This window comes from Alteromonas sp. H02 (genome assembly GCF_059682525.1).
Genome location: NZ_CM185021.1, coordinates 4,293,115 through 4,314,315, shown reverse-complemented (window position 1 = coordinate 4,314,315; position 21,201 = coordinate 4,293,115). Strand labels below are relative to the sequence as shown.

General features: G+C 50.1%; 18 protein-coding genes. 7 read left to right on the top strand and 11 right to left on the bottom strand.

The genetic code is table 11. The features are described 5' to 3' along the window. Positions 1 to 1,455 carry a bifunctional metallophosphatase/5'-nucleotidase gene (locus AC566Q_RS20035; protein WP_499609940.1) on the bottom strand — a complete coding sequence of 485 codons (1,455 nt, stop codon included), beginning with the start codon at positions 1,453 to 1,455 and terminating at the stop codon, positions 1 to 3. A gap of 200 nt (positions 1,456 to 1,655) precedes the next feature. Here AC566Q_RS20035 and arfB point away from each other — a divergent pair, with 200 nt between their 5' ends. Then, positions 1,656 to 2,078 (top strand): alternative ribosome rescue aminoacyl-tRNA hydrolase ArfB, encoded by a 423-nt coding sequence (arfB, locus tag AC566Q_RS20030; RefSeq protein ID WP_499609937.1) that lies wholly within the window; start codon positions 1,656 to 1,658, stop codon positions 2,076 to 2,078. Between the two features lie 32 nt (positions 2,079 to 2,110). On the opposite strand, the gene AC566Q_RS20025 is transcribed toward arfB, so the two are convergent. Next, on the bottom strand, positions 2,111 to 3,409 hold the full coding sequence (locus tag AC566Q_RS20025) for a TonB-dependent receptor domain-containing protein (protein ID WP_499609935.1): 1,299 nt from the start codon (positions 3,407 to 3,409) through the stop codon (positions 2,111 to 2,113). A 160-nt stretch (positions 3,410 to 3,569) separates the two neighbouring features. Beyond that, entirely contained in the window at positions 3,570 to 4,535 is a 966-nt protein-coding gene (locus AC566Q_RS20020) for a hypothetical protein (RefSeq protein WP_499609932.1), read from the bottom strand. A gap of 383 nt (positions 4,536 to 4,918) precedes the next feature. On the opposite strand from AC566Q_RS20020, the gene AC566Q_RS20015 reads away from it, so the two are divergent. After that, positions 4,919 to 5,515 carry a hypothetical protein gene (locus tag AC566Q_RS20015; RefSeq protein WP_499609927.1) on the top strand — a complete coding sequence of 199 codons (597 nt, stop codon included), beginning with the start codon at positions 4,919 to 4,921 and terminating at the stop codon, positions 5,513 to 5,515. A 738-nt stretch (positions 5,516 to 6,253) separates the two neighbouring features. Here the strand turns inward: AC566Q_RS20015 and AC566Q_RS20010 are convergent. The 7 genes from AC566Q_RS20010 to AC566Q_RS19980 form a co-directional block, all read right to left on the bottom strand. Then, positions 6,254 to 8,278, bottom strand: coding sequence for a methyl-accepting chemotaxis protein (locus tag AC566Q_RS20010; protein WP_499609920.1), 2,025 nt, complete (start codon positions 8,276 to 8,278; stop codon positions 6,254 to 6,256). 318 nt (positions 8,279 to 8,596) lie between these two features. Then, on the bottom strand, positions 8,597 to 9,403 hold the full coding sequence (locus tag AC566Q_RS20005; protein ID WP_499609914.1) for a symmetrical bis(5'-nucleosyl)-tetraphosphatase: 807 nt from the start codon (positions 9,401 to 9,403) through the stop codon (positions 8,597 to 8,599). Positions 9,404 to 9,412: 9 nt separating this feature from the next. Next, positions 9,413 to 9,811: a Co2+/Mg2+ efflux facilitator ApaG/CorD gene (gene apaG, locus AC566Q_RS20000; protein ID WP_499609911.1), complete on the bottom strand. Its 399-nt coding sequence runs from the start codon at positions 9,809 to 9,811 to the stop codon at positions 9,413 to 9,415. Further along, positions 9,786 to 10,604: a 16S rRNA (adenine(1518)-N(6)/adenine(1519)-N(6))-dimethyltransferase RsmA gene (gene rsmA / locus AC566Q_RS19995; protein ID WP_499609908.1), complete on the bottom strand. Its 819-nt coding sequence runs from the start codon at positions 10,602 to 10,604 to the stop codon at positions 9,786 to 9,788. Before rsmA ends, apaG begins: the two co-directional genes overlap by 26 nt. Beyond that, the gene (pdxA, locus tag AC566Q_RS19990) at positions 10,601 to 11,584 is read right to left on the bottom strand and encodes a 4-hydroxythreonine-4-phosphate dehydrogenase PdxA (RefSeq protein WP_105936527.1); all 984 of its coding nucleotides are present in this window, start codon (positions 11,582 to 11,584) and stop codon (positions 10,601 to 10,603) included. The genes rsmA and pdxA overlap by 4 nt, the downstream gene beginning before the upstream one ends. A gap of 15 nt (positions 11,585 to 11,599) precedes the next feature. Then, positions 11,600 to 12,883, bottom strand: a complete 1,284-nt coding sequence (gene surA, locus AC566Q_RS19985) for a peptidylprolyl isomerase SurA (protein ID WP_499609904.1) — start codon at positions 12,881 to 12,883, stop codon at positions 11,600 to 11,602. 56 nt (positions 12,884 to 12,939) lie between these two features. Further along, positions 12,940 to 15,255 (bottom strand): LPS-assembly protein LptD, encoded by a 2,316-nt coding sequence (locus AC566Q_RS19980; RefSeq protein ID WP_499609900.1) that lies wholly within the window; start codon positions 15,253 to 15,255, stop codon positions 12,940 to 12,942. A gap of 289 nt (positions 15,256 to 15,544) precedes the next feature. Here AC566Q_RS19980 and djlA point away from each other — a divergent pair, with 289 nt between their 5' ends. Both djlA and xerD read left to right on the top strand, forming a co-directional pair. Continuing rightward, positions 15,545 to 16,378: a co-chaperone DjlA gene (gene djlA, locus AC566Q_RS19975; RefSeq protein ID WP_499609897.1), complete on the top strand. Its 834-nt coding sequence runs from the start codon at positions 15,545 to 15,547 to the stop codon at positions 16,376 to 16,378. Continuing rightward, a complete protein-coding gene (gene xerD / locus AC566Q_RS19970; protein WP_499609894.1) occupies positions 16,375 to 17,292 on the top strand; it encodes a site-specific tyrosine recombinase XerD in 918 nt (305 codons plus the stop codon). Before djlA ends, xerD begins: the two co-directional genes overlap by 4 nt. An 18-nt stretch (positions 17,293 to 17,310) precedes the next feature. Here the strand turns inward: xerD and AC566Q_RS19965 are convergent, their stop codons facing one another. Beyond that, positions 17,311 to 18,069, bottom strand: coding sequence for an IS5 family transposase (locus AC566Q_RS19965; protein ID WP_123325976.1), 759 nt, complete (start codon positions 18,067 to 18,069; stop codon positions 17,311 to 17,313). Positions 18,070 to 18,361: 292 nt separating this feature from the next. Here AC566Q_RS19965 and dsbC point away from each other — a divergent pair, with 292 nt between their 5' ends. From dsbC to AC566Q_RS19950, 3 genes are all read left to right on the top strand, one after another. Further along, complete coding sequence (gene dsbC / locus AC566Q_RS19960; RefSeq protein ID WP_105936532.1) at positions 18,362 to 19,093, top strand: bifunctional protein-disulfide isomerase/oxidoreductase DsbC; 732 nt, start codon at positions 18,362 to 18,364, stop codon at positions 19,091 to 19,093. Positions 19,094 to 19,190: 97 nt separating this feature from the next. After that, on the top strand, positions 19,191 to 20,915 hold the full coding sequence (gene recJ, locus AC566Q_RS19955) for a single-stranded-DNA-specific exonuclease RecJ (protein WP_499609891.1): 1,725 nt from the start codon (positions 19,191 to 19,193) through the stop codon (positions 20,913 to 20,915). A 16-nt stretch (positions 20,916 to 20,931) separates the two neighbouring features. After that, the gene (locus AC566Q_RS19950; RefSeq protein WP_499609888.1) at positions 20,932 to 21,201 is read left to right on the top strand and encodes a hypothetical protein; all 270 of its coding nucleotides are present in this window, start codon (positions 20,932 to 20,934) and stop codon (positions 21,199 to 21,201) included.

Genomic DNA, 21,201 nt, shown 5'->3' with positions numbered 1-21,201 from the left:
TCAGCTGTCCCTGCCATTTACAAAGCTGACTCTGCCTGTTGCAGTGGCAGACAGAGTGGACTGACGTCGTAGAACACTGATCACGATGTCGGCAATCAGTGGGGTAACCTGCTGGCTAAAGGGAACTTCAGTTCCGCGTTTGAGGCTGTCATATCCGTCACCGCCATTTGCCAGATAATCAGAAGTGGCAAGTGAGTAGATACGGCCAGGCTCCATAGGGGAGCCGTTAATAGTGAGCTCTTTCACACGATTGCCAGGCGCCGAAGAAAGCTGCACTTTAAACTGCATACCAGAGACATGTGGGAAACGGCCTGAAGCGTCTTCAACCCTGCTCACGCCGTTTTCCAGTGCTGACTTTAAATCAGCCCCGGTGATCCTCAGCACCCGGATATGATTTCGAAACGGCAGTTCGCTGGTAATATCCTTACGGGTTAACAGGTGCCCTTCACGATAGCTGCGCTCGCCACGGATAGCACCACCGTTGATGATTGCCTCGTCGGTATGGCTGGCTTCCTTTAAGGCATCGCTCACCAGGTTTCCAAAGCCATTCTCACGGGTACGCACAGCTTCTCGCGAAGTGTCCATTTCGGTTGAGAGGCGGGCCACCTGTTCACTAAGCAGCGCGGTAATTCGGTCATCGTAGGTGGCCACCTGTTCGGCAATCACCGGATCTTTCGGGTAGTCGCTGAGAGGGAGTTGTATCACTTCATACTGAGCCTCGCCAGGATTGCCTTGTGGCCATTCAATGTTCACTTTCGCTGCGGCGGCTTCACTGGTAACGATGACATAGTTTGCCCGTGGCTTTTCATCAGGCGCCACCGGCTCAACATAGTAGGGATCGCTGCGCAGCACCAGATCGACTTGCGATTGGCCTAGTAGCTTATTAATAAAAGGTAATTCGTCTGAAATCATTAGCACTACTAATTCTGCGCCGCGTTCACGCAGCGCGTTGGCACGGCTGACAATGGTGTCATAAGGGGAGTTAATCTGCAGTCGCTGCATTAAGTATTCTTCTGAGGCGGTGCTGTCTATCACCGTAAGTATGCCAATCCTTATCCCCCCCCTTTCAAGCATGATATCCTGCCAGGTACCTTCAAGCTCTTGCCGGGTGAGTGGATCGGTCACATTGCTTAATACTACCGGGAAAGCAGCTTCATGGGCGCGTAACGACAGCTCATCCTCAAAGTAACTGAACTCCCGTTTAGCGACGCCCATGGCATCCGGTTCGATAGTGTTGAGGATATCGATAATATGCGCACCGCGATCGAAGGATGACAGCATGCTGGGTGCCAGGCTACCGCCGCCAAATAAGAACAGACTGGGCTGTTGAGTGCTTCTGGTTTGCTCAACCAGAGTAGCGAGGTTGGCGTAACTGCCATGCGGCGGGTTAATGATCAGAGGAAGTTCAGCCGCATAGAGCAAGGTAAGCTGTTTAGACTGACACGCAGTAGCCATAAACAGTGAGCTTACGCACATTAAACCGAGAACAAGGGTATAGCAGCGAAACACTTAAAGCTGACCTCTTTGTAGACTTATTAACGGCTTTCTATCGTAACACTGATATTTTTATGCGGGGTAGCGAAAAAGCCATAAGGTATAAAAAATAATGCGTTCGCGGTACTATTTGGTATGGATTTATCACAGTTGATGGATATATGAGCAATATAATTGAGATCTCGTCGACACTGGCTGTTGCCGAAAGCGAAATGGAGCTGCAGGCCATTCGCGCCCAGGGCAGTGGCGGGCAGAACGTAAATAAGGTTAGCAGTGCTATTCATTTACGCTTTGATATCCACAACTCGTCCTTACCCGATCCCATTAAGCAGAAGCTGCTCAACTGCAACGACAGTCGGGTAAACTCCGACGGCGTAATGATTATCAAGGCGCAACAATTTAGAACCCAGGAGCAGAATCGCGAGGATGCCATTACTCGTTTAGTGGAGTGGATTAAGGACAACACCAAAGTACAGAAAAAGCGCCGGCCCACCCGGGTCAGCAGAGCCGTGAAGGCCCGCCGCAAAGATGCCAAGCAGGCCAAGAGTCAGCGTAAACAACAGCGTCAGAAGGTTCGCTGGTGATCCCAAAGCCAGCCGAACATTCCGACGAAGTTTTAAAAGGTGTAGCGCAGGCTCATTTGGGCTGTTGTGCCGCTGTACAAGTTATTAATAACCCGCTTTTGTTCGGTCAGATAAGAACGATCCGGGTAGTTTAGAATATTGTTCAGGCTGAATCTGGTGCTCAGGTGTTCACTGAAGCGCCAGATGAAAGACTGGTTCCACGAAAGGACTTTTTCTCTGATGGTGTCCTGTTGGGCATCGGCGCCAACATCATCCAGCGCTTCGCTTTGCCAGGCCAGATTGGTGGTATATTGCCACTGATTGTGCTTCACCATCAGGTTGATCATCAGGCGATGCTCAGCACGTTCAGGCATGGCAATTGAACGATCGGTGAGATTGGCTTCAGTATCTGAGTAAGTGTAAGACGCTTTAATATCAACCAGAGCCAGCCCTGTATCAGTAAACTGCCGTGACCAGTAGGTCTGCACGCCGCGGATAAAGCCATCCTTGCCATTTTCCACCCGGGTGACATCGTAAACAATGCCGTCGAGTTCTTCAGTGATCCGGGAGTCATAGAAGAAGTCCGCGATGTCATTGTAGTATACCCCGGCATAGAGTTTACCTACCTGACTGTGACTATATTCAAGGCCGGCAAACCAGTTAACAATGGTCGTGGCCTCAAGTTCCGGTGAGCCCTCCGTAATGGTGCGGGTGGGGGGATTAATGCGGCGGTAACGCACTGTATCAAAATACTGCGGGCGCATTAACTGCTCAAAATAATTAAATTTTAAACGGGTAGAGGATGATAGCTGATAGCGCAATTCCAGTGACGGCAACAGGTGCTGATAGCTGTTACCGCCTTCCACAAATGCCGCATCAAAGTGGCTGAAGGTTTCATCGATAGTGAGGCCGGCCACGTCCACGCGGGTGATCTGATCGCCAAGGTTAGCAATACCGGCTTCTGTAGGCCCGCTAACCGCACCGCGAGTACTGGTTTTGGTTTTCTCGTAACGCAGACCAAGGCGCCAGAACCAGGATGACCGTTGTTGGTAAGCATCGATGTAGGCAGAACTCACGGTTTCTTCGCTGGTATAAATATCCTGGATAGACTCTAAAAAGGATTGCGCCGGATTAAAGTTAAACTGCTCCGGGTTTGCGGCCAGATAGGGTTCACCCAATAACAAGTCCATACCGGCAGGGATGGTGGTTCGGTTTTCCATAATCTCAACTGCCTGATTACTTCCCAGTACCTGGGTGAGGCTAAAGCGGTTGTCGGTAGCGGTATATACAGAGCGGTAATTGTCGTTATCGCGCTCTTTATTGCGCCAGGTGATGCCACTACCCACCCACACTGGTCGTCCGGCAAACTTAAACTGCTGGCTCCAGTCGGTAACCAGAGCATAGTCGGTATCTGTTGTGGTAGTCAGTGTCGGCCGGTAGTTAGCAAACCAGGACTGACTGGTATCAAATACGTCGGCATTGGTTACGGTGGTAGCTGGCAGATAAGGGCTATCAATAGAATAAATAGTTAGCGGTCAGTCCCTGATCAACAAAATTCCAGGGCAGCCAGAGTCGCTCGTTGACCCAGCGGCTATAGTAGATGCCAGCTTCAAACGCGCTGGTATCGGTTTCGTAATTAACGCCCAGGCGATGACGATGAATATCCCTGGCGGTTTCCATTCTGTGAAAGTAACGGCGAATACGCGAGTCGGACACGCTGACATCGCTCAAGGTGGAGCCGTCATTACTCAGTTCGACGCTATCAATGGTGCCGGCGCCAATTTGGTATTCCAGTCGGTTACGGGTGGCGATATCATCGTAGTTGGTCGACATGCCTTCATAGGTAAAATAGGTATGCTGTGAAAGCACGTAGTCAGCGCGCCACTGCATATTGGTGCTGGTGGTATCAAACTGGTCCTGGCTGTAGCGGGGGAAACCCAGTAATAAAGCCTGTTGTTCCGGTGCCTCAGGTGCATCTATAGATAGCCAGCGGGCCTCGTAAAAATCGACTATTCGCTCCAGACTGTTTTTCTGGGCGTTAAACTGCAAGCGCCAGCGATCGAAACTTTTGGCCAGCTTAATGCTGCCGCCAGGCGTATATTGCCGGGCCACGTCCTGATAACTAAGGTTGGCCTCAATTTCTGCATTATGGGCTGCGGCCCTGCCTTTTGATAAACGAAACTGACCACGAAAATCCACACCTTCGGCATCGGTCACCGCGCTGAAAAAGCGCCCGGGAGTATTGTTACCCTGATATTCAGAAGCAATGGGGTTGCGTTTGAGTAAGATCCGGTCGCGCTCCCTGGCGCTCTGATTGGTCGCGTCATCAGAGGGTCTTGCTGCGGGCGACGCCGTGGTTTGTGCATAAACGCTGCCGGAAACCGACAAGGTGGTCAGAATGACAGAGAGTAACGATAATTTAAACGGTGTACCGACTGCCTTAAGGCCTCTGTGGCCTTTTCGGGTATCACTAGACATTAATTTCCCTTCAAAGAAGAACAACAAAAAAAACGGTCGTTTTCAGGCAATAGATACTTAATCAGTGAGCGGGCTGAGCGTGAATTATTTTTGTCTACGCAGCCAATGACCAACTCTGCTTTTAGTGGCAGATTATGCATGTTGACGGACCGCGTTGTGATTGTGTTTTACGTGCCCGACACTGCACTGATTCGCGGCGTAACGGTAGCTATTTATCGGGCGAAAAACGAGCTTAATAAGATAAGCAGACTGTGATTAACGTTCAGTGGAACACGCTTTGTGTAAATTATACGATTGGTTAAAAGTTTTGGACGCCCGGTGCAACATGCTTCTGAGCATGGCAGTAAGCTGGCTGGTATTAATTAGCCACGGAAAATTACACGATGCAATTTAGTTATAAACCTGGTTACCGTACAGCAGAATTGGTCATTATCATGGTACTACTAATGATCAGTCTGAACCTGTTTACATCCAACAGAGCGGGAGCTGCGGTGAAGTTGCAACCACCTCATTTTTGTGGCCCGTATCGCAGTGAAGCCGAGGCCTTGCCCGGTATTGTGCCGGCCTTATATGAAGTGGTGTCTGGTGCGCCAGGCGAGGAACGCAACTGGCAATTCCTCCACGACCTGTTTGCACCCACTGCGACTATTACGCCATTGTTTCATCGCCAGGGGATGCCGGATATTTCAGTGCTGACGGCCCGTGAGTTTGTGGCGCTCAATAAACGACTGTTTAAGGATGTGGGTTTTTATGAAACCGAGACACATAATCAAACCATCCAGGTAGGGCATATGGCCACAGTTATCAGTGCTTACGAATCCCGGGAAACGCCGGATAAACCGGTGTACTCAAGAGGAATTAATACTTTTCAACTGGTAAACGACGGTCGGCGCTGGTGCGTGGTCTCGGTAACGTGGGACAGTGATAAAGGCGGTCACGATATCGCCGGGAGTATTGCTGAGGTGTTTGGTACGGAATAGAGGCAATGGAAGAAGATCCCGGATATTTTCTGCGAAAATTCCGGGATGACTGTGAGAAGTATACCGGTCAAAAATAACCTGTCATACCGGCCTCTGAGCCGGTATCTCCTGAACAGCGTGACTCATCTAAAACATCCCGTTTTTTATTTGGTTCTTTTAAGACCCACGATAACAGGGAAGGGGGTCCCGGATATTTTCTGCGAAAATTCCGGGAAGACGGGGATGTTTCCGTCTCAATAAAAATCTGTCATACCGGCCACTGTGCCGGTATCTCATGAGCAGCGTGACTCATTAAAAAAATCCTGCTTTTTATCTTGATGTTTTAGGCCCACGATAACAGGGAAAGGGATCCAGTATAGTTTCTGTGAAAATTCCGGGATGACGGGGATGTTTCCGTCTCAATAAAAATCTGTCATACCGGCCACTGTGCCGGTATCTCCTGAGCAGCGTGACTCATTAAAAAAATCCTGCTTTTTATCTTGATGTTTTAGGCCCACGATAACAGGGAAAGGGATCTAGTATAGTTTCTGTGAAAATTCCGGGATGATTTTGAGGAGTTTTCCGGCCAAAAAAATCTGTCATACCGGCCTGCGAGCCGGTATCTCATGAGCAGCATGACTCATTTAAAATAGCCTGCTTTTTACTTTGTTGTTTTAGATCCACGATAACAGGGATGACATTGAGACCCCGGATATCGTTTTCAACGATTCCGGGGTTTAAAAAACGCCTTAGCGTTTTTTAAACCTTAAACTGTCGGATTGAGCTTTGTAGTTCTTCGGCCAGGCGGGCAACCTCTTCGCTCGACTCTGACGTTTGTTGTGCACCCACGGTAGTTTCTTCTGCGATGCCAACAATGGTTTCCAGCTTCTCAGAGATATCCTGTGATACCAGGTTTTGCTCACGGGCTGACTGCTCAATCTGGCTGCTCACATCGTAAGCCCGTTTAACGGCCTCAGAAATGATATCAAGGGCCTGAGTGGCCAGTTCGGTTTGTTCAACACACTTAGCAGTTTGCTGTTTACCCTGATCCATCACTGATACGGCTTTCTCTGCGCCTTCCTGCAGGACTTCGATCATCGCGTTGATTTCCTGAGTGGACTCCTGCGTACGGCTGGCCAGGGTGCGAACTTCGTCGGCTACCACCGCAAAGCCCCGGCCTTGCTCACCGGCGCGTGCTGCCTCAATAGCGGCGTTCAGTGCCAACAGGTTGGTCTGGTCGGCAATGCCACGGATAACATCGAGGATGCTACCGATGCTGGCACTGTCCTGATGAAGTTTGTGAATAACCTGAGCGGCATCTTCTACATCGCGGGCCAGTACTTCAATGGTGGCCTTGTTCTCCAATGAAATATCACGAACCTTGTTCGATTCCTGGTCGGCATTACGAATCTCAAGCAGCGTATCTTCAGCATTTTGCGAGACCATTTGTGAAGTGGAATGCATTTCTGTGGTTGCCGTGGCTACCAAAGCAATTTGCGCTTTTTGATCCTGAATGGACTTGGTGGTTTGCGTGGTAACGGCTGAGGTTTGCTCTGAAGCCGCGGCGAGCTGCTCGGCGCGCACGTTAATACCGCGGATAAGCTCTTTAAGGCTGAGGATTAGCTTATTACAGTTTTTCGCCAGCTGACCAAATTCATCTTTGCTGGAGTCATCCAGGTTATGGGTCAGATCGCCGGACGAGGCGATGTTAAGTAAGTCGTTGACCTTTTTAAGCGGAATGGTAATGGCATTAACGGTTTTATAGCCGGTAAAGAAGGCAATAATCAGTGATGCCAGAACAATAACCACTACCAGTGTGGTACCAAAACTAACGTTACTGGTAACCTGTTCTTCGAGAGTTTTAACTTTAGCATTGGTCAGGTTAAGTAGCTGCTCAAGCTCGCTTACCGCGTTGGCCGCCATTTCTTCAGACTTACCAAGGGCTTGTTCGGTCTGGTTGCGCAGTTCTAAACGCGATACATGCAATTGCACCACGCCATCGCTGCCGGTTACCGCATCGATAGCATCATTAACCAGCGACTCAACTTCTTCCAGCGTGCCGGACGAATCCTGGCCATTAGCTGCGCTGAGCATGGCATCGAGCTGTTCACGAATGGCATCCACGGCAAATTTCACTTCGTTGCCAAGGGTATCGGCGCGCACCAGTGTCTGCGTTTTCATGTAGTCGGAGGTTACGGTGATAAGCGTAAGCAGGCGGGTTTCCAATTCACCACCCAGCTCTGAGGCGCGGCGCAGATTCGCATTGCTTTGTACTTCGCGTAAGTCGCTGAAGTCAAGCAGGTAGGTGGAGGCGTCGTCGGCGTTATCCTTAACGTCCATTAAACGATCTTCCACATCGTTGCGACGTGACAAATAACTGTTATGGCTGGCATATAACCCGTTGACCGTGGCCAGGTACTCCTGCGAGATACCATTGACGTTTTGCAAAGCGGCGCTAAGTTTTGGATCGTTTTTTACCGTTGATGCCAGTGCACTGTAAGCGTTGGTAAAATTTTGACTGGCTTCTTCGAATTGTGTTTGTTTTTCTTTGACTGTTGACAGTTCATCAGACACATAAGCTTCGAAAACCAGACGGCCCATATTTAAAAATGAGGCTTTAAGCGTATTGCTGCCAATAACTGTGGGCACTGCCACGGTGTTCACTTCGCCCACATCGTTTTGCAGAGATCGAAGGTTAATCAGAGACACTCCGCTGATGATTAGCAGCAGCACACTTATCGTGAAGAAGCCGAGAATAACCCGTGCTTTTACCGTTAAATTCATTGTAGCTCCCAGAGCATTATTATAGTTTTGGCGTTCCAAACAAATATGAACTGTGCCTGTTCGGAGTCTGGTGTTAACCGGTTCCTTTGGTATTGCAGCGTTGCATCCCCTCAAAGCTCGCAATAAACCGGATAATCTGTTGCTGAGGAGCTGTTCCCCCGCCAGATTAGTTATACCAATCTTTTAAAACTGATACAAAAGTATTAGAACTTTTTCAGCGGATTTTTGTATCAGCCAGTAATTCCTTATCGGACAGTTTTGCCAATAGTTAAATGATTTAATCAATGGTTGCCCATTAGTATAGTCGTTGAGATCAAGTTACGCAGATACCGAAATGCATTCGTTGGTTTCTTTGTGCCAGAGGGTCATAGTATTGCCCCAGACGTAACCTGTATCGAGAGCTACAAACTGGTTAGAAGATGTGTTGCCCTGCAATGCCGCCCAATGGCCGAATAAAATGCGTTCTTCGGCTTTTAACTGCTGATTGGGGATATCAAACCAGGGACGCAGGGAGGAAGGCGCATCCTTTGGCGCCGATTTTACCGATAAGTTAAGTGCCAGTGAGGGGCGTACAAAGCGCATTCGGGTGGTGGCATTGATGATAAATCGTTGCCGCTGTTTACCACTGAGCTTTTCGTCCCACTTTGGCGGACCGTCGCCGTACATGTTTTCGAGCAGCTGGCACCACTTTACGCTGTTGAGTTGTTGGGCGATTTCCTGACTGTATGTCAGTAACTGAGCAGTCGACCAGCCCGGATATAAACCGGCGTGCACCAAGGTGTGTCTTTCATCAAGCGCCATTGCCAGCGGCCATTGCCTTAGCCAGGCGGTGAGCTCTTCAATATCCGGCGCTTTCAACAGAGGCTCGAGGTTATCACTGCGCTTGGCTTTTTTTATTCCTTGCGACACCGATAAGAAATGCAGATCGTGATTACCCAGCACGCTGTAAAAACTGCTACCTAATGAACGCAGATAACGCAGTGTATTCAGTGAGTCCTCGCCTCGGGCAATCAGATCGCCCACGGCATACAGGCTGTCGCGGCCGGGCTCAAAGCTAACGCTGTCGAGCAAACGGCGAAGCCCGGCGTAACACCCCTGAATGTCGCCAATTACATAGGTTGCCATTAGTATAAGTTAGTTGATGATATTGGGTAGCGCGAGGCGAAAGGGTTCTATAGGTACTTTGAAAACATCGCCGTCGGCGGTTTTCATGTCGTAATACCCCTGCATAGTGCCTACTTCCGTATCAATGACGGAGCCACTGGTATATTGAAAGCTGTCACCGGGTTCAATGGTGGGTTTTTTTCCTACCACACCTTCACCGCTGACTTCGGTTTGTTTGCCGTTTGCATCAGTCACCAGCCAGTAACGGTGAGTCAGTTTCACCGCAAAGCTATTGTGATTGATCACAGTAATCTGATACGCAAAGGCATATTTATCGCTGTCTGAGGGTAAATGTTCTGGTAAATGCCGCGTTACAACTCTTACGGTTACCAGGTCGGCCGGATTATGTTCGGTCTTCGGTGCTGTCATGTTCACTCACCCAATTCGCAATGGTTGCAAAATCATCGAGCGACAGTGTCTCAGCCCGTCGGGTTGGATCAAGGCCAAGCGCTTCTAACTGTGCTTCGTCAATACAGTCTTTAAGACTATTACGTATGGTCTTTCTGCGTTGATTAAACGCCATCGTGCAAACACGTTCAAGCATTTTTACATCACTAACCGTTACCACCGGAGTTTGATGGGGAGTAAGACGGACCACGGCCGACTCCACCTTCGGCGGCGGCACAAAGGCACCTGGCGGCACATTGAGTACCGGCTGAACCTTACAGTAATACTGCGCCATTACCGACAAACGGCCGTAATTTTTATTACCCGGGCTGGCAGCCAAACGGTTAACCACTTCCTTTTGCAGCATAAAATGCATGTCGCCAATAATCCCGGCGTGGGAAAAAAGGTGAAACATGATGGGCGTGGAAATGTTGTAAGGCAGATTACCAAATACCCGCAAAGGCGCATCAGCTTTGGCGAGATCGTTAAAGTCTACGGTCAGGGCATCCTGTTCAACAATAGTGAGTTTGCTGCCATGAAACGGGTGATGACGCAGGCGTTTGGCCAGGTCCCGGTCCAGTTCGATAACCGTCAGTGCATTAACCCGCTCACAAACCGGATCGGTAAGAGCGCCCAGACCAGGGCCGATCTCTACAAGATTCTCGCCGTCCTGCGGATTAATAGCATCGACAATTTGCTCAATCACAAAGGTGTCGTTTAAAAAATTCTGGCCAAACCGCTTACGCGCGGTGTGGCCTAAATGGGTTTTATTCATTGTTGATGATGAGCCAGTTCAATTGCTTTATTCAATGCTTTGGTAAAACTGCCGCTGTCTGCCTGGCCTTTAGCAGCCAGATCCAGCGCCGTACCATGATCTACTGAGGTGCGAATAAACGGCAGACCCAATGTAATATTCACCGCCGCACCAAAGCCTTTGTATTTTAGCACGGGAAGTCCCTGGTCGTGATACATGGCCAGAACGACATCGGCATCTTCCAGGTATTTTGGCTGGAAAATGGTATCAGCAGGCAAGGGCCCGGTGAGGTGAATACCTTCAGCGCGCAGTTCGTCCAGTGCAGGGCTAATGGTTTCGATTTCTTCGCGGCCAATGTGGCCGTCTTCACCAGCATGCGGATTCAGGCCGCACACATAGATATGCGGTTTGGTGATATTAAATTTGAGCTTCAGATCGGTATGAATGATATGAATGACCTTGTGCAGGCGCTCGCGGGTAATCGCTCGGGAAACATATTCCAGCGGAATGTGGGTAGTGGCCAGAGCGACATTTAAACCTTCGGTTGCCAGCAGCATCACCACATCAATGGTATTAGACTGATGGGCAAAATACTCAGTATGGCCGCTAAAGGAAATTCCCGCTTTATTAATGATACCCTTGTTTACCGGCCCGGTAACTACGGCGTCGAAGTCGCCCTCAATGTTGGCCTGGCAGGCCTGACGCAGGGTTTCCACCACGTAGTGGCCGTTATCGCTGCTTAATACTCCGGGCTCAACCGGTACGGCAGTAGGAATCGCCTGAATAAACAGTTCACCTGGTGCCTGAATGCGTGTTTCACCGTGGGTGTATGGCGTTAGCTTGAGCGGCATATTTAATGCCGCAGCGCGTTCCTGCATCATGGTTTCGTCGGCAAAAATAACCAGCTGTGCGGGCCATTCCTGTTGCGCCAGTTCGATAACCAGATCGGGGCCAACGCCAGCGGGTTCGCCTGGCGTAATGGCAATTTTAAGCGGTGTCATAGTCAGACCTTAATTTTAATCACTAAGGACTTCGATATAAGCCGAGTCACGCATTTCACGTAACCAGTTCTCACTCTCTTCTGCAAATTTACGGTTAAACAGCAGCTGGTGGGCTTTATCTTCCTTGCGTTGTTCTGTGGCATCGTCGATACGACGGTCGAGCAACTGAATTAAATGCCAACCGTGTTGCGTACGTACAGGTTCACTGTACTCTCCGGGCTCCAAATTAGCCAGTGCTTCTTTGAACTCGGGCACATAGATGCTCGGATCTGACCAACCCAACTCACCGCCACGCAGGGCAGAACCTGGGTCCGCTGAATGCTCTTTTGCCAGTTCGGCAAAGTCGGCGTCGCCAGCCTGAACCTGTTCTTTAAATTCGACCAGCATGCTGCGGGCATGCTCTTCACTCAGAATAATGGACGGCTGGATCAGAATATGTCGGGCGTTAACTTCTTCTACTTCCACAACCTCAATACCACGGGTATCAAGAATTTTCAGAATGTGGAAACCTGCGCCACTACGAATTGGGCCGATTACTTCACCTTTACGTTTACCCTGCACTGCTTCGGCAAACAGAGTAGGCATGGCGTTAATGTTCATCCAGCCCATGTTACCACCGTCCAGGGCTTCAGAGCCTGAAGAGGCGGCAATAGCAAGACGAGAAAACTCAGAGCCTTCATCCAGCAGGTTTAGGACTTTATCGGCTCGTTCGCGGGCATCGGCTACGTCGGCATCGGTGGTCTCCGGCGGAAAGCCAATCAGAATGTGACCGAGTTCATACTCAGCCTGCGCAGAACCCTGTTGTTCCATCAGGTCCACCAGGTTAGCGATTTCCTGCGAAGTAATATAGATTCGACGACGCACGTTAGCGCGACGTACTTCACCCATAATGATTTCTTCGCGAACCTGTTCGCGGTAGTCATTATAAGCAATGCCCTGACGGGTAATTTCATCACGCAGTTGCTCAACCGTTGCGCCTTCACCGGCGGCGATGTTGGCAATGGTCTGGTCGAGCTGTGGATCACTTACCCGGATCCCCATGCGCTCTGCCATTTGCAGTTGCAGGTTTTTCAGGATCAGGCGCTCAATGGCCTGAGTGCGCAGGGCTTCGTCAGAAGGCAGGCGCTGATCTTTGGCTGCCGCGTCTGCTTTTACTTCATTAACCAGCGCTCTTACTTCACTTTCCAGTACCACACCCTGATCAACAATTACCGCCACTTTGTCGAGTAGCTCGGTTTGGGCCATGACGGGTAAGCTCATTACCAGACTTAAAAACAAACCCCGAATAAAATACTTCATAAACTCTCTTGCTTGTTGTTAATACTGCCATGTTCCCTTAAGGGATACCGGCGCATTTAATTTAACACGTAAGGCTGTCGATAGCCGAACATGCCGTCCTCGAGCATAGCCCGATTCGACCGGGATGAACCGATCCCTTTAAAAATAAATTGCAGAGCAATACTTGAGTCAAACTCATTGGTATTTTGCTGGCCCGCTACATCGTAACGGTTACTCAGACTTCGCTGGGCAACAATCCGTACCGCCCAGCAGCAGGACTCATACTGTAACCCAAAATAGTTTTCGATGCTTCTGTCTCGCTCTAAATCGCGATAAGAACGTCCGACTACCTGCCAGTTCTCGCCAATCGGCCAGCTCGCCGATACGCCAAACTGATCGATGGTTTCCCCCGACAGATCGCGCACAAACCGGTGACTCAGTTGCACCAGCCGTGTGGCGTCGAGACGATATTCCAGTGCCATACTGCTGCGTTCAACCTTGTCATTGTCGGTGGCAATTTGTACCGCCGAATGAACAAACCAGCTGTCATCAAAACGCCAGTCCAGTTCGCCGGCCAGCGCCGAGCGGTTGCGATCGTCCACTGCCGTGGTGACCTGTGAGTCCGACAGGTAGAATATCTGACCCAGGCTGATAACAAATTGTTCCCGGTTGTTGTCATCAATTATTCGAGACGTTGCTCCTACCGTGATCTGGTCATTATCACTGATACGGTCAAGACCGGAAAATTCCTGGCCGCGGAACAGCCCGTTCACATCGGTTAACAGCGCTGTGGTGTCGTATAAACCGATATTGCTCTGGTCTTTATATGAGGTATACAGATACTGAACTTTGGGCTCAAAAGTAATGGTTACATCATTGCCAAACAGCTGGTCATTCTTTTCCAGGTACAGGGTGCTGAACAGTCGGCCCTGATAGAGAGTACGGTTAACCTCTTCGTCCAATTCGGTATTGGCTATATTGGTTTGTTTGTAATAGGTATTCATGGCGGTTAATTCAGCCGTTACCTCTCCCCAGTAACGCTGATAGGGTAGCGCAACGGTAGGCGCCAGGTGCCAGCGCAGGGCGTCCGGTCTGGACGCCTGGGCATTATCAAAGTAAGCCAGTTCAGAATCTACCTTAAAAGTCAGCAAGTCACTGAGGCTGTTTCGCCACTGCAGTTTTGCTTCCGGCAGGGCGCGGTAAATGGCATCAAAATCGCCCAGGGTTTCAAAATCACGTAAGTACAGGCTCATATCGAGCGATGGGCTGTAATAATCCAGGCCAATGGTGCGGTTGATAGTGGTATCAGAGCGGTTGTAAAAATCGGAACCAAAGTCAACCACGTAGTTGTTATCACTGATACCATTAAAATCTACGTTTAGCTGCCAGTTATCCGACAGCATGCCATGATGCTGGTAACGGTAAAAATAGCGGCTGTCATCGCTGGCAAGTTTTGTATCATTGTTGAGATATTCAAGATGTACCTGACCACCAGAAGCGGCGGTCAAATAGCGAAATTCTGTTTTCAACTGTAAACCACGGTTGGTCATCAGCCGTGGCGAGATGGTCATATCGTAATTCGGCGCAATATTCCAGTAAAACGGCTGCTCATAATCGACCCCGGTGGCGCTGGAACTGCTGATGATCGGAAACAGTAAGCCGGTTTGGCGTTGGTTACTCACCGGAAAAGCGAAATAGGGCAAATACAGCACCGGCACATCGCCCAAATAAAAACGGGTATGTCGGGCTTCACCGAGGGTGTCACCCGGTTCAATACTGATTTTCGAGGCTTCAAGCCGCCAGTCCTGCTGGTCCAGCGGGCAGGTGGTAAAGCTGACATCACGCAGAGCAATACCTTGCTGAGTGACTATAGCAATCTCGCCAGCAGCACCGTGGCCCACAAAACCGGTAAGCTGATATTGCGTATTTTTCAGTGTTAAGCGCTGCTGAACCGAATCAACCGACAGTAAGTCGCTGCTTACCGTAAGATCGGGACTGCGATAACTAACATCGCCACTGGCCGACAACGCGCGGCCATTATTGGTAACCTCGGCTGTGTTGGCGTGAATAATGGCACTGTCGGTAACAATATCCACATTCCCTTCAAACAGGGCAAACTGGTTTTCGCGGATCTCTGCGACATCGGCAGTGACCTGAACCTGCTTCTTTTGTAGCAGTTGCGAGCTGTCAAAGGGGGCAGGAACGGCCATGCACAGCGCATTATTGTTAATAGCGGTCTGGGCATTTGCCTGCCAGGCGAGACTGTTCAAACCTGCTACAGCAAGCCAAACCAGAGCGCCATTCATGCGCCGTTGGCGGTTGACTGGTTGTCTGGGAGCCCGGGTTTTTCGTTGGCCATGCTGCTGAGCAAGTTGTGTAGTTTTCGACAGCAAATTATTATTCTCGGTGCTTCTAAGGATTATTCGGCAGGTAGGGGCGCCGATGTCTGTTCTGATAAGGCGCTAATTCTATGCACTTCGCCGCCAATTACCAACAGCAGACCCTAAAAAAATCGAAAAATTCATATCTTATCCCCATTTATTTGCTTTAAAGCAATGATGTGGGCGACTTCTCAAGCGAATAACCATTGGTTATAGTGCTTAACATCTTATCTTTTTTCTGGTTGTTACGCCTGTTTATCAACCAGTCCGGCGCGGGGCGTCGCAGTTGTAGGGGGAATGCATGCCGATTTGGGGCAGATTACTGGGTTTAATTTTCGGAATGATGTTTTTAAAAATACCGGGCGCCATTCTGGGGTTCTTTGTCGGCTATATGTTCGATAAAGGCTACAGTCAGGATTTCGGTCGCATGGGCGGTTTCGGACGCTTTTTCTCCAGTCAGGATGCGTTGCAGCAACAGGCTATCTTCTTCCATAGTTTGTTTGCTGCCCTGGGGCACCTGGCAAAATCTGATGGTAAGGTTACGGAATCAGAAATAAAGGTTGCCTCACGTCTGATGGACGACATGCAACTGCAGGGACAGGCTCGTCAGGAAGCGCAACAGGCTTTCCGGGAAGGTAAATCGCGGGATTTTCCCATTGCTGATATTCTCAAACAATTATATGAATCCTGCCACGGCCGCCGGGACATTCTGCAGGTATTTCTGGAGATTTTGATTCAGGCGGCATTTGCCGATGGCCGTCTGGCCAACGAAGAATACCGGGTGCTGGAGAAAGTCGCTAAAGCGCTGGGGTTTGTTCGTCGCGATCTCGATTATCTTATTGCCATGTTTGAGGCCGAGGTGCGCTTCCGCAGTCAGGGGCGCGGTAGTCACCAACGTCAGGGTACTCAGCAAAGCGGGCCCTCTCTGGAAGATGCCTATGCCGTGTTAGGGGTAACGGCCAGTGATGATGAAAAGGTCATCAAACGGGCTTATCGAAAGCGCATGTCTGAGCATCACCCGGATAAACTAGCATCCAAAGGACTGCCGGAACAGGCGATGGAAATCGCCAAAAATAAAGCCCAGGATATTCAGGCAGCTTACGAGCTGATAAAAGAGCGGCGCGGCTTTAAATGAGTCAGAAAATGCCGCCACCCAGTGCGTCCGACCTTGACCTGATAGAAGCTTTTATCGAAATGCTCTGGCTCGAGAAAGGCTTAAGCGACAATACTCAGCAGAGTTATCGCCGGGATCTGTGCCATGTGGCGGGCTTTCTAACCAGTCGCTCCACCGGTCTGAAGCAGGCCAGCCTCACCGACATGCAGGACTATCTGATGTTTCGCGAGCAGCGGGGACTTTCGGCGCGCAGCACGCAGCGCAACATTAGCGCTATGCGTCAGTTTTACCGCTATCTGGTTACGGATAATCAGCGTAAGGATAACCCGGTGAGTCAACTGGCTATCCCCAAAGCTGCCAAGAAATTACCCGGGACGCTGAGCGAGGCCGATGTTGAGGCGTTGCTCGATGCGCCGGAAATGGAAGAACCCATTGAGTGTCGTGATAAATGCATGCTCGAAGTGCTGTATGCTACCGGCCTGCGGGTCAGTGAGCTAATTGGCCTGCGCTTGTCGGAAGTCAGCTTACAGCAAGGACTGGTGCGGGTGATGGGTAAAGGCAATAAAGAGCGCCTGGTACCGCTGGGTGAAAATGCCCTCGATGCGCTACAGGACTATTTACACAGTGCCCGCCCGCAATTGTTAAAGCATCAGACCGACGTGGTGTTCGTGAGTAACCGTGGTGTACAGATGACCCGCCAGACATTCTGGCACCGCATTAAACACTATGCAGTGAAAGCCGGGATCCGTACTCAGTTGTCTCCCCATACACTGCGCCATGCATTCGCAACGCATTTACTTAATCATGGTGCCGACCTGCGGGTGGTGCAAATGCTATTGGGCCACAGCGATCTGTCAACCACGCAAATTTATACCCATGTTGCCACAGAGAGACTTCAAAACCTGATTACAGCGCATCATCCTAGAGGCTGTTGATCTTTGAACATTATTTGTTCAGCAGTACATTGGTAGCCACATCATCATGAATGCCAATGCGACTGTACTGCTATAGTTTCGAGCTAGCTTGTCGTATCTTGTTGATATTGCCCGGTACCTTTTTATCCTCAAAAACGCGTTTTCAACAAGATGCCTATATCGATACAGGCACCAGTCCATATCGTCATTACCTAATTTGTTATTTCGTTTGCGTGGAATATTGGCATCTGCTCCACTTTCTTCTACGTAAGCTCTAAAAGCTTCACTGTCATAGCCTTTATCAGCACAAACAATATCGGCTTGTGGGGAGTTTATTATCAGACTTTGTGCATGTACGATGTCGTTCACTTGACCACCGGATAGTTCAAAATAAACGGGCAGGCCACCGCTATCTACCGCAAGGTGAATTTTCGTTGAGTTACCACCTCGACTTTTTCCGATGGCCTCATCTTGTTTACCCGCTGCACCGCTACTATCCTGATGCGCTTTAACTATACTACCATCAAGAAACAACCATTCTGGGTCACCCTCGGAGGCTAAGCTTTCAAATAACTTTTGCAATATGCCTTTCTTCGACCATAAATTAAATCGTCGGTAGACCGTATTCCAGAGACCAAATTCAGATGGCAAATCCCGCCACTGAATGCCGGTACGCATTCGGTAAAGTATGCCCTCCAGGGTATTTCGGTGCTCATATTTGTTATAGACTCTGCCACTCTCCTTTAGCAGTACTTTTAGGATTTCCCACGCATCATCTGTTAACATCGTTCTTGGCATAGCAACATTACGGTTAATTATTTTTGGCGAAACAATTATACCTCGTTGCTATGCCGGCTGCTTTTCATACAAAGATCAACAACCTCTAGGGGATAAAACAAACTATTGGCAGGGCCGATTCGATGAGCACCGGGGTAATTGTCGATGGCAATCATCGCCAGAGCGGGATTTTTTGATACACTAGAGCGAATTTTACGGTGAAATACCGGTCTTAAAGAAAACAATGTGCTGTAAATTCAGCACCCCAGAGGCCGTTTAGGCCATAATCCGAGTGGTTTTCAGGAGTGATTAAATGAAAGTGTTTCTTCGCAGTTTACTGGCAGTGCTGAGTGTTGTTTCAGTTGCTGCAACTGCAAATGTGCTGGCCGATGCGGCAGATAAAGAGAGCGTTAAAGCAAAAATCGAAACCACGCTGAAATGGCGGGTAGATGCCATCGCCGACTCACCTGTTGATGGCTTACTGCAAATCAGCACCGAAAACGGCCTGTTTTACGTTAGTGCAGACGGCACCTATTTACTCCAGGCGCGGGTTTACAATCTCGACGAAGAAATGCGTAACGAAACCGAAACCGCGCTGGCTGAAATGCGTCTGGATGGTTTAAAGCAATTTGATGATTCCTACATCGAATTTAAAGCTGAAGACGAACAATACGTGGTAACAGTATTCACCGACACTACCTGCGGATATTGCCGTAAGCTGCACGAGCAGATTGCTCAGTACAACGAAGAAGGCATTACCGTAAGATACCTGGCGTATCCTCGTGCTGGCCTCAACAGCCCGGTCTATCGTCAGATGGTATCGGTCTGGTGCTCCGCCGATCCGAAAAAAGCTATGACCAACGCAAAATCAGGCAGCAGCGTAACGCCTAACAGCTGTGATAACGACATTGCCGAGCAATTTCGTTTTGGTCGCAAGATTGGCGTAAATGGTACGCCTAATATCGTACTCAGCGATGGCAGTATTATTCCTGGTTACCAACCGCCGGAACAGTTGCTATCGGCGCTTAAACAGATCGCCGGTTAATTGTCTTACCGCCTACCGGATACCATTCCTCTCAGGTATCCGGTTGCTTCACCAATCAGAATGCTTTTCAGTTTCAGCAACGAATCACAGCGAATTTATGAGTTTACATATCAGGCGCCGGCCGTTAACCGATACCTTTGACACGGCAATACATCCGGTTCTTGAGCGGGTTTACCGTGGCCGTTCCATTCAGTCTGCCGAGCAATTAAATACCGGTGCCCGGGCACTGCTGCATTATCGCGATTTACTGGGCTGCGACATAGCCGCCGCGCGCATTGCCGATGCCATTAGTGAGCAGCAATCGATAACCATTATTGGTGACTTTGACGCCGATGGCGCGACCAGCACCGCGCTATGTATGCTGGCATTGGGGCAGATGGGGGCAACCCGGCTGGATTACCTGGTACCTAATCGGTTTGATTTTGGTTACGGGCTTTCGCCACAGATTGTCGAGGTGGCCGCCGAGCGGGGAACGCCATTAATCATTACCGTCGACAATGGCATTTCCTGCCATGCCGGCGTAGAGAAAGCGAAAGAACTGGGTATGGAAGTGATAGTGACTGATCACCATCTACCCGGCGAAACGCTACCTGCCGCTACCGCCATCGTTAATCCTAATCAGCCGGACTGCCATTTTGCCTCGAAGAACCTCGCCGGTGTTGGCGTGGCGTTTTACCTTATGCTGGCGCTGAGAGCTGAACTGCAACGGCGTGACTGGTTTACACGCCAGGGGCTTCAGGTGCCTAATTTAGCCAATTTATTCGACATCGTGGCAGTAGGCACAGTAGCGGACGTGGTGCCGCTTGATCAGAATAACCGTATTCTGGTGCATCAGGGCTTACAGCGGATCCGTGCCGGACAATGCCGGCCGGGGATTACTGCCTTACTCGACGTAGCTCAGCGTCATGCCAGCCGCCTGACGGCAACGGATCTGGGCTTTGTAATAGGCCCCCGGCTAAATGCGGCGGGTCGTCTGGATGATATGGCGGCCGGGATAGAGTGCCTGCTTTGCAGCGATACCATGGAAGCCCGGGCGCGGGCGACGGAGCTCGACCGGCTTAACCAGCAGCGGCGAACCATTGAACAGGAAATGAAACAACAAGCACAGGAAACCCTGGCGTCGGTGCAACTCGACAGCAGTGCACCGCCAGATGCCATCGTACTCTTCGATGCGCATTTTCACCAGGGCGTCATCGGGATCGTCGCGGGTCGGCTGAAAGATGAATATAAACGACCTACCATTGTATTTGCCAAACAGGATGATGAAATTATTAAAGGCTCGGCGCGCTCCATAGCCGGGGTCCATATCCGCGACATTCTGGAGGCCGTCAGTACCGCCCACCCGGGCCTGATTGAGAAGTTCGGCGGACACGCGGCAGCCGCCGGATTATCAATCCAGACTGCCAGTCTTTCCGCCTTTACCGCCGCCTTTACCAGCCATGTTAAAGCGGCTCTGGCTGACATTGACGACCCGAATATCATCCTCAGTGATGGTGAACTGGCGCCACACATCCTTAATTTGCCCACTGCTCAGGTATTGCGCCAGGCCGGTCCTTTCGGCCAGGGCTTTCAGCCGCCGCTATTCGACGGCACTTTCCAGCTTATTCAGCAGCGGATTGTCGGTGAGCGACATCTTAAAATGGTGCTGGCGCATCCCGACAGCGGCGAGGAGTTCGACGCTATCGCGTTTAATATTGATTTCGATGTCTGGCCTGACCCTACTGTTAAACAGGTACAGTTGGCGTATCAGCTGGATGTGAATTACTATCGGGGCAGGGAATCGCTGCAACTGCTGGTGGAAGCTCTGGCTCCGGTGGCCTGACAGGTAATGAATTGCTATGAGTGTGGATAAGCTGCTAAAACGACATCAGTCACTGACTCACAGTGAAAACCTGAAAGTGGTTTCTCATGTACAGCGCCAGGATGGCGACTGGGTTCGCCATACTGTGATGATTGAAGATGTCGATGCGCCCTTCGTGTTTAAACGCACCAAACCTTATCAGTCGCTGCAGGGAGCCCGGGTGAATATGACCTACTACCGCACGGTGGAAACCGTTGCTGGTATGGAGTTTGAACAGATGAAAGTTGTGCGGATCAAGCGGGCATAA

Excerpts from the sequence above, each read along its gene's own strand:
- AC566Q_RS20035 (WP_499609940.1), bottom strand. The coding sequence starts at position 1,455 with ATGGCTACTGCGTGTCAGTCTAAACAGCTTACCTTGCTCTATGCGGCT.
- arfB (WP_499609937.1), top strand. The coding sequence starts at position 1,656 with ATGAGCAATATAATTGAGATCTCGTCGACACTGGCTGTTGCCGAAAGC.
- AC566Q_RS20020 (WP_499609932.1), bottom strand. The coding sequence starts at position 4,535 with ATGTCTAGTGATACCCGAAAAGGCCACAGAGGCCTTAAGGCAGTCGGT.
- AC566Q_RS20015 (WP_499609927.1), top strand. The coding sequence starts at position 4,919 with ATGCAATTTAGTTATAAACCTGGTTACCGTACAGCAGAATTGGTCATT.
- AC566Q_RS20010 (WP_499609920.1), bottom strand. The coding sequence starts at position 8,278 with ATGAATTTAACGGTAAAAGCACGGGTTATTCTCGGCTTCTTCACGATA.
- AC566Q_RS20005 (WP_499609914.1), bottom strand. The coding sequence starts at position 9,403 with ATGGCAACCTATGTAATTGGCGACATTCAGGGGTGTTACGCCGGGCTT.
- apaG (WP_499609911.1), bottom strand. The coding sequence starts at position 9,811 with ATGACAGCACCGAAGACCGAACATAATCCGGCCGACCTGGTAACCGTA.
- rsmA (WP_499609908.1), bottom strand. The coding sequence starts at position 10,604 with ATGAATAAAACCCATTTAGGCCACACCGCGCGTAAGCGGTTTGGCCAG.
- pdxA (WP_105936527.1), bottom strand. The coding sequence starts at position 11,584 with ATGACACCGCTTAAAATTGCCATTACGCCAGGCGAACCCGCTGGCGTT.
- surA (WP_499609904.1), bottom strand. The coding sequence starts at position 12,883 with ATGAAGTATTTTATTCGGGGTTTGTTTTTAAGTCTGGTAATGAGCTTA.
- djlA (WP_499609897.1), top strand. The coding sequence starts at position 15,545 with ATGCCGATTTGGGGCAGATTACTGGGTTTAATTTTCGGAATGATGTTT.
- xerD (WP_499609894.1), top strand. The coding sequence starts at position 16,375 with ATGAGTCAGAAAATGCCGCCACCCAGTGCGTCCGACCTTGACCTGATA.
- AC566Q_RS19965 (WP_123325976.1), bottom strand. The coding sequence starts at position 18,069 with ATGCCAAGAACGATGTTAACAGATGATGCGTGGGAAATCCTAAAAGTA.
- dsbC (WP_105936532.1), top strand. The coding sequence starts at position 18,362 with ATGAAAGTGTTTCTTCGCAGTTTACTGGCAGTGCTGAGTGTTGTTTCA.
- recJ (WP_499609891.1), top strand. The coding sequence starts at position 19,191 with ATGAGTTTACATATCAGGCGCCGGCCGTTAACCGATACCTTTGACACG.
- AC566Q_RS19950 (WP_499609888.1), top strand. The coding sequence starts at position 20,932 with ATGAGTGTGGATAAGCTGCTAAAACGACATCAGTCACTGACTCACAGT.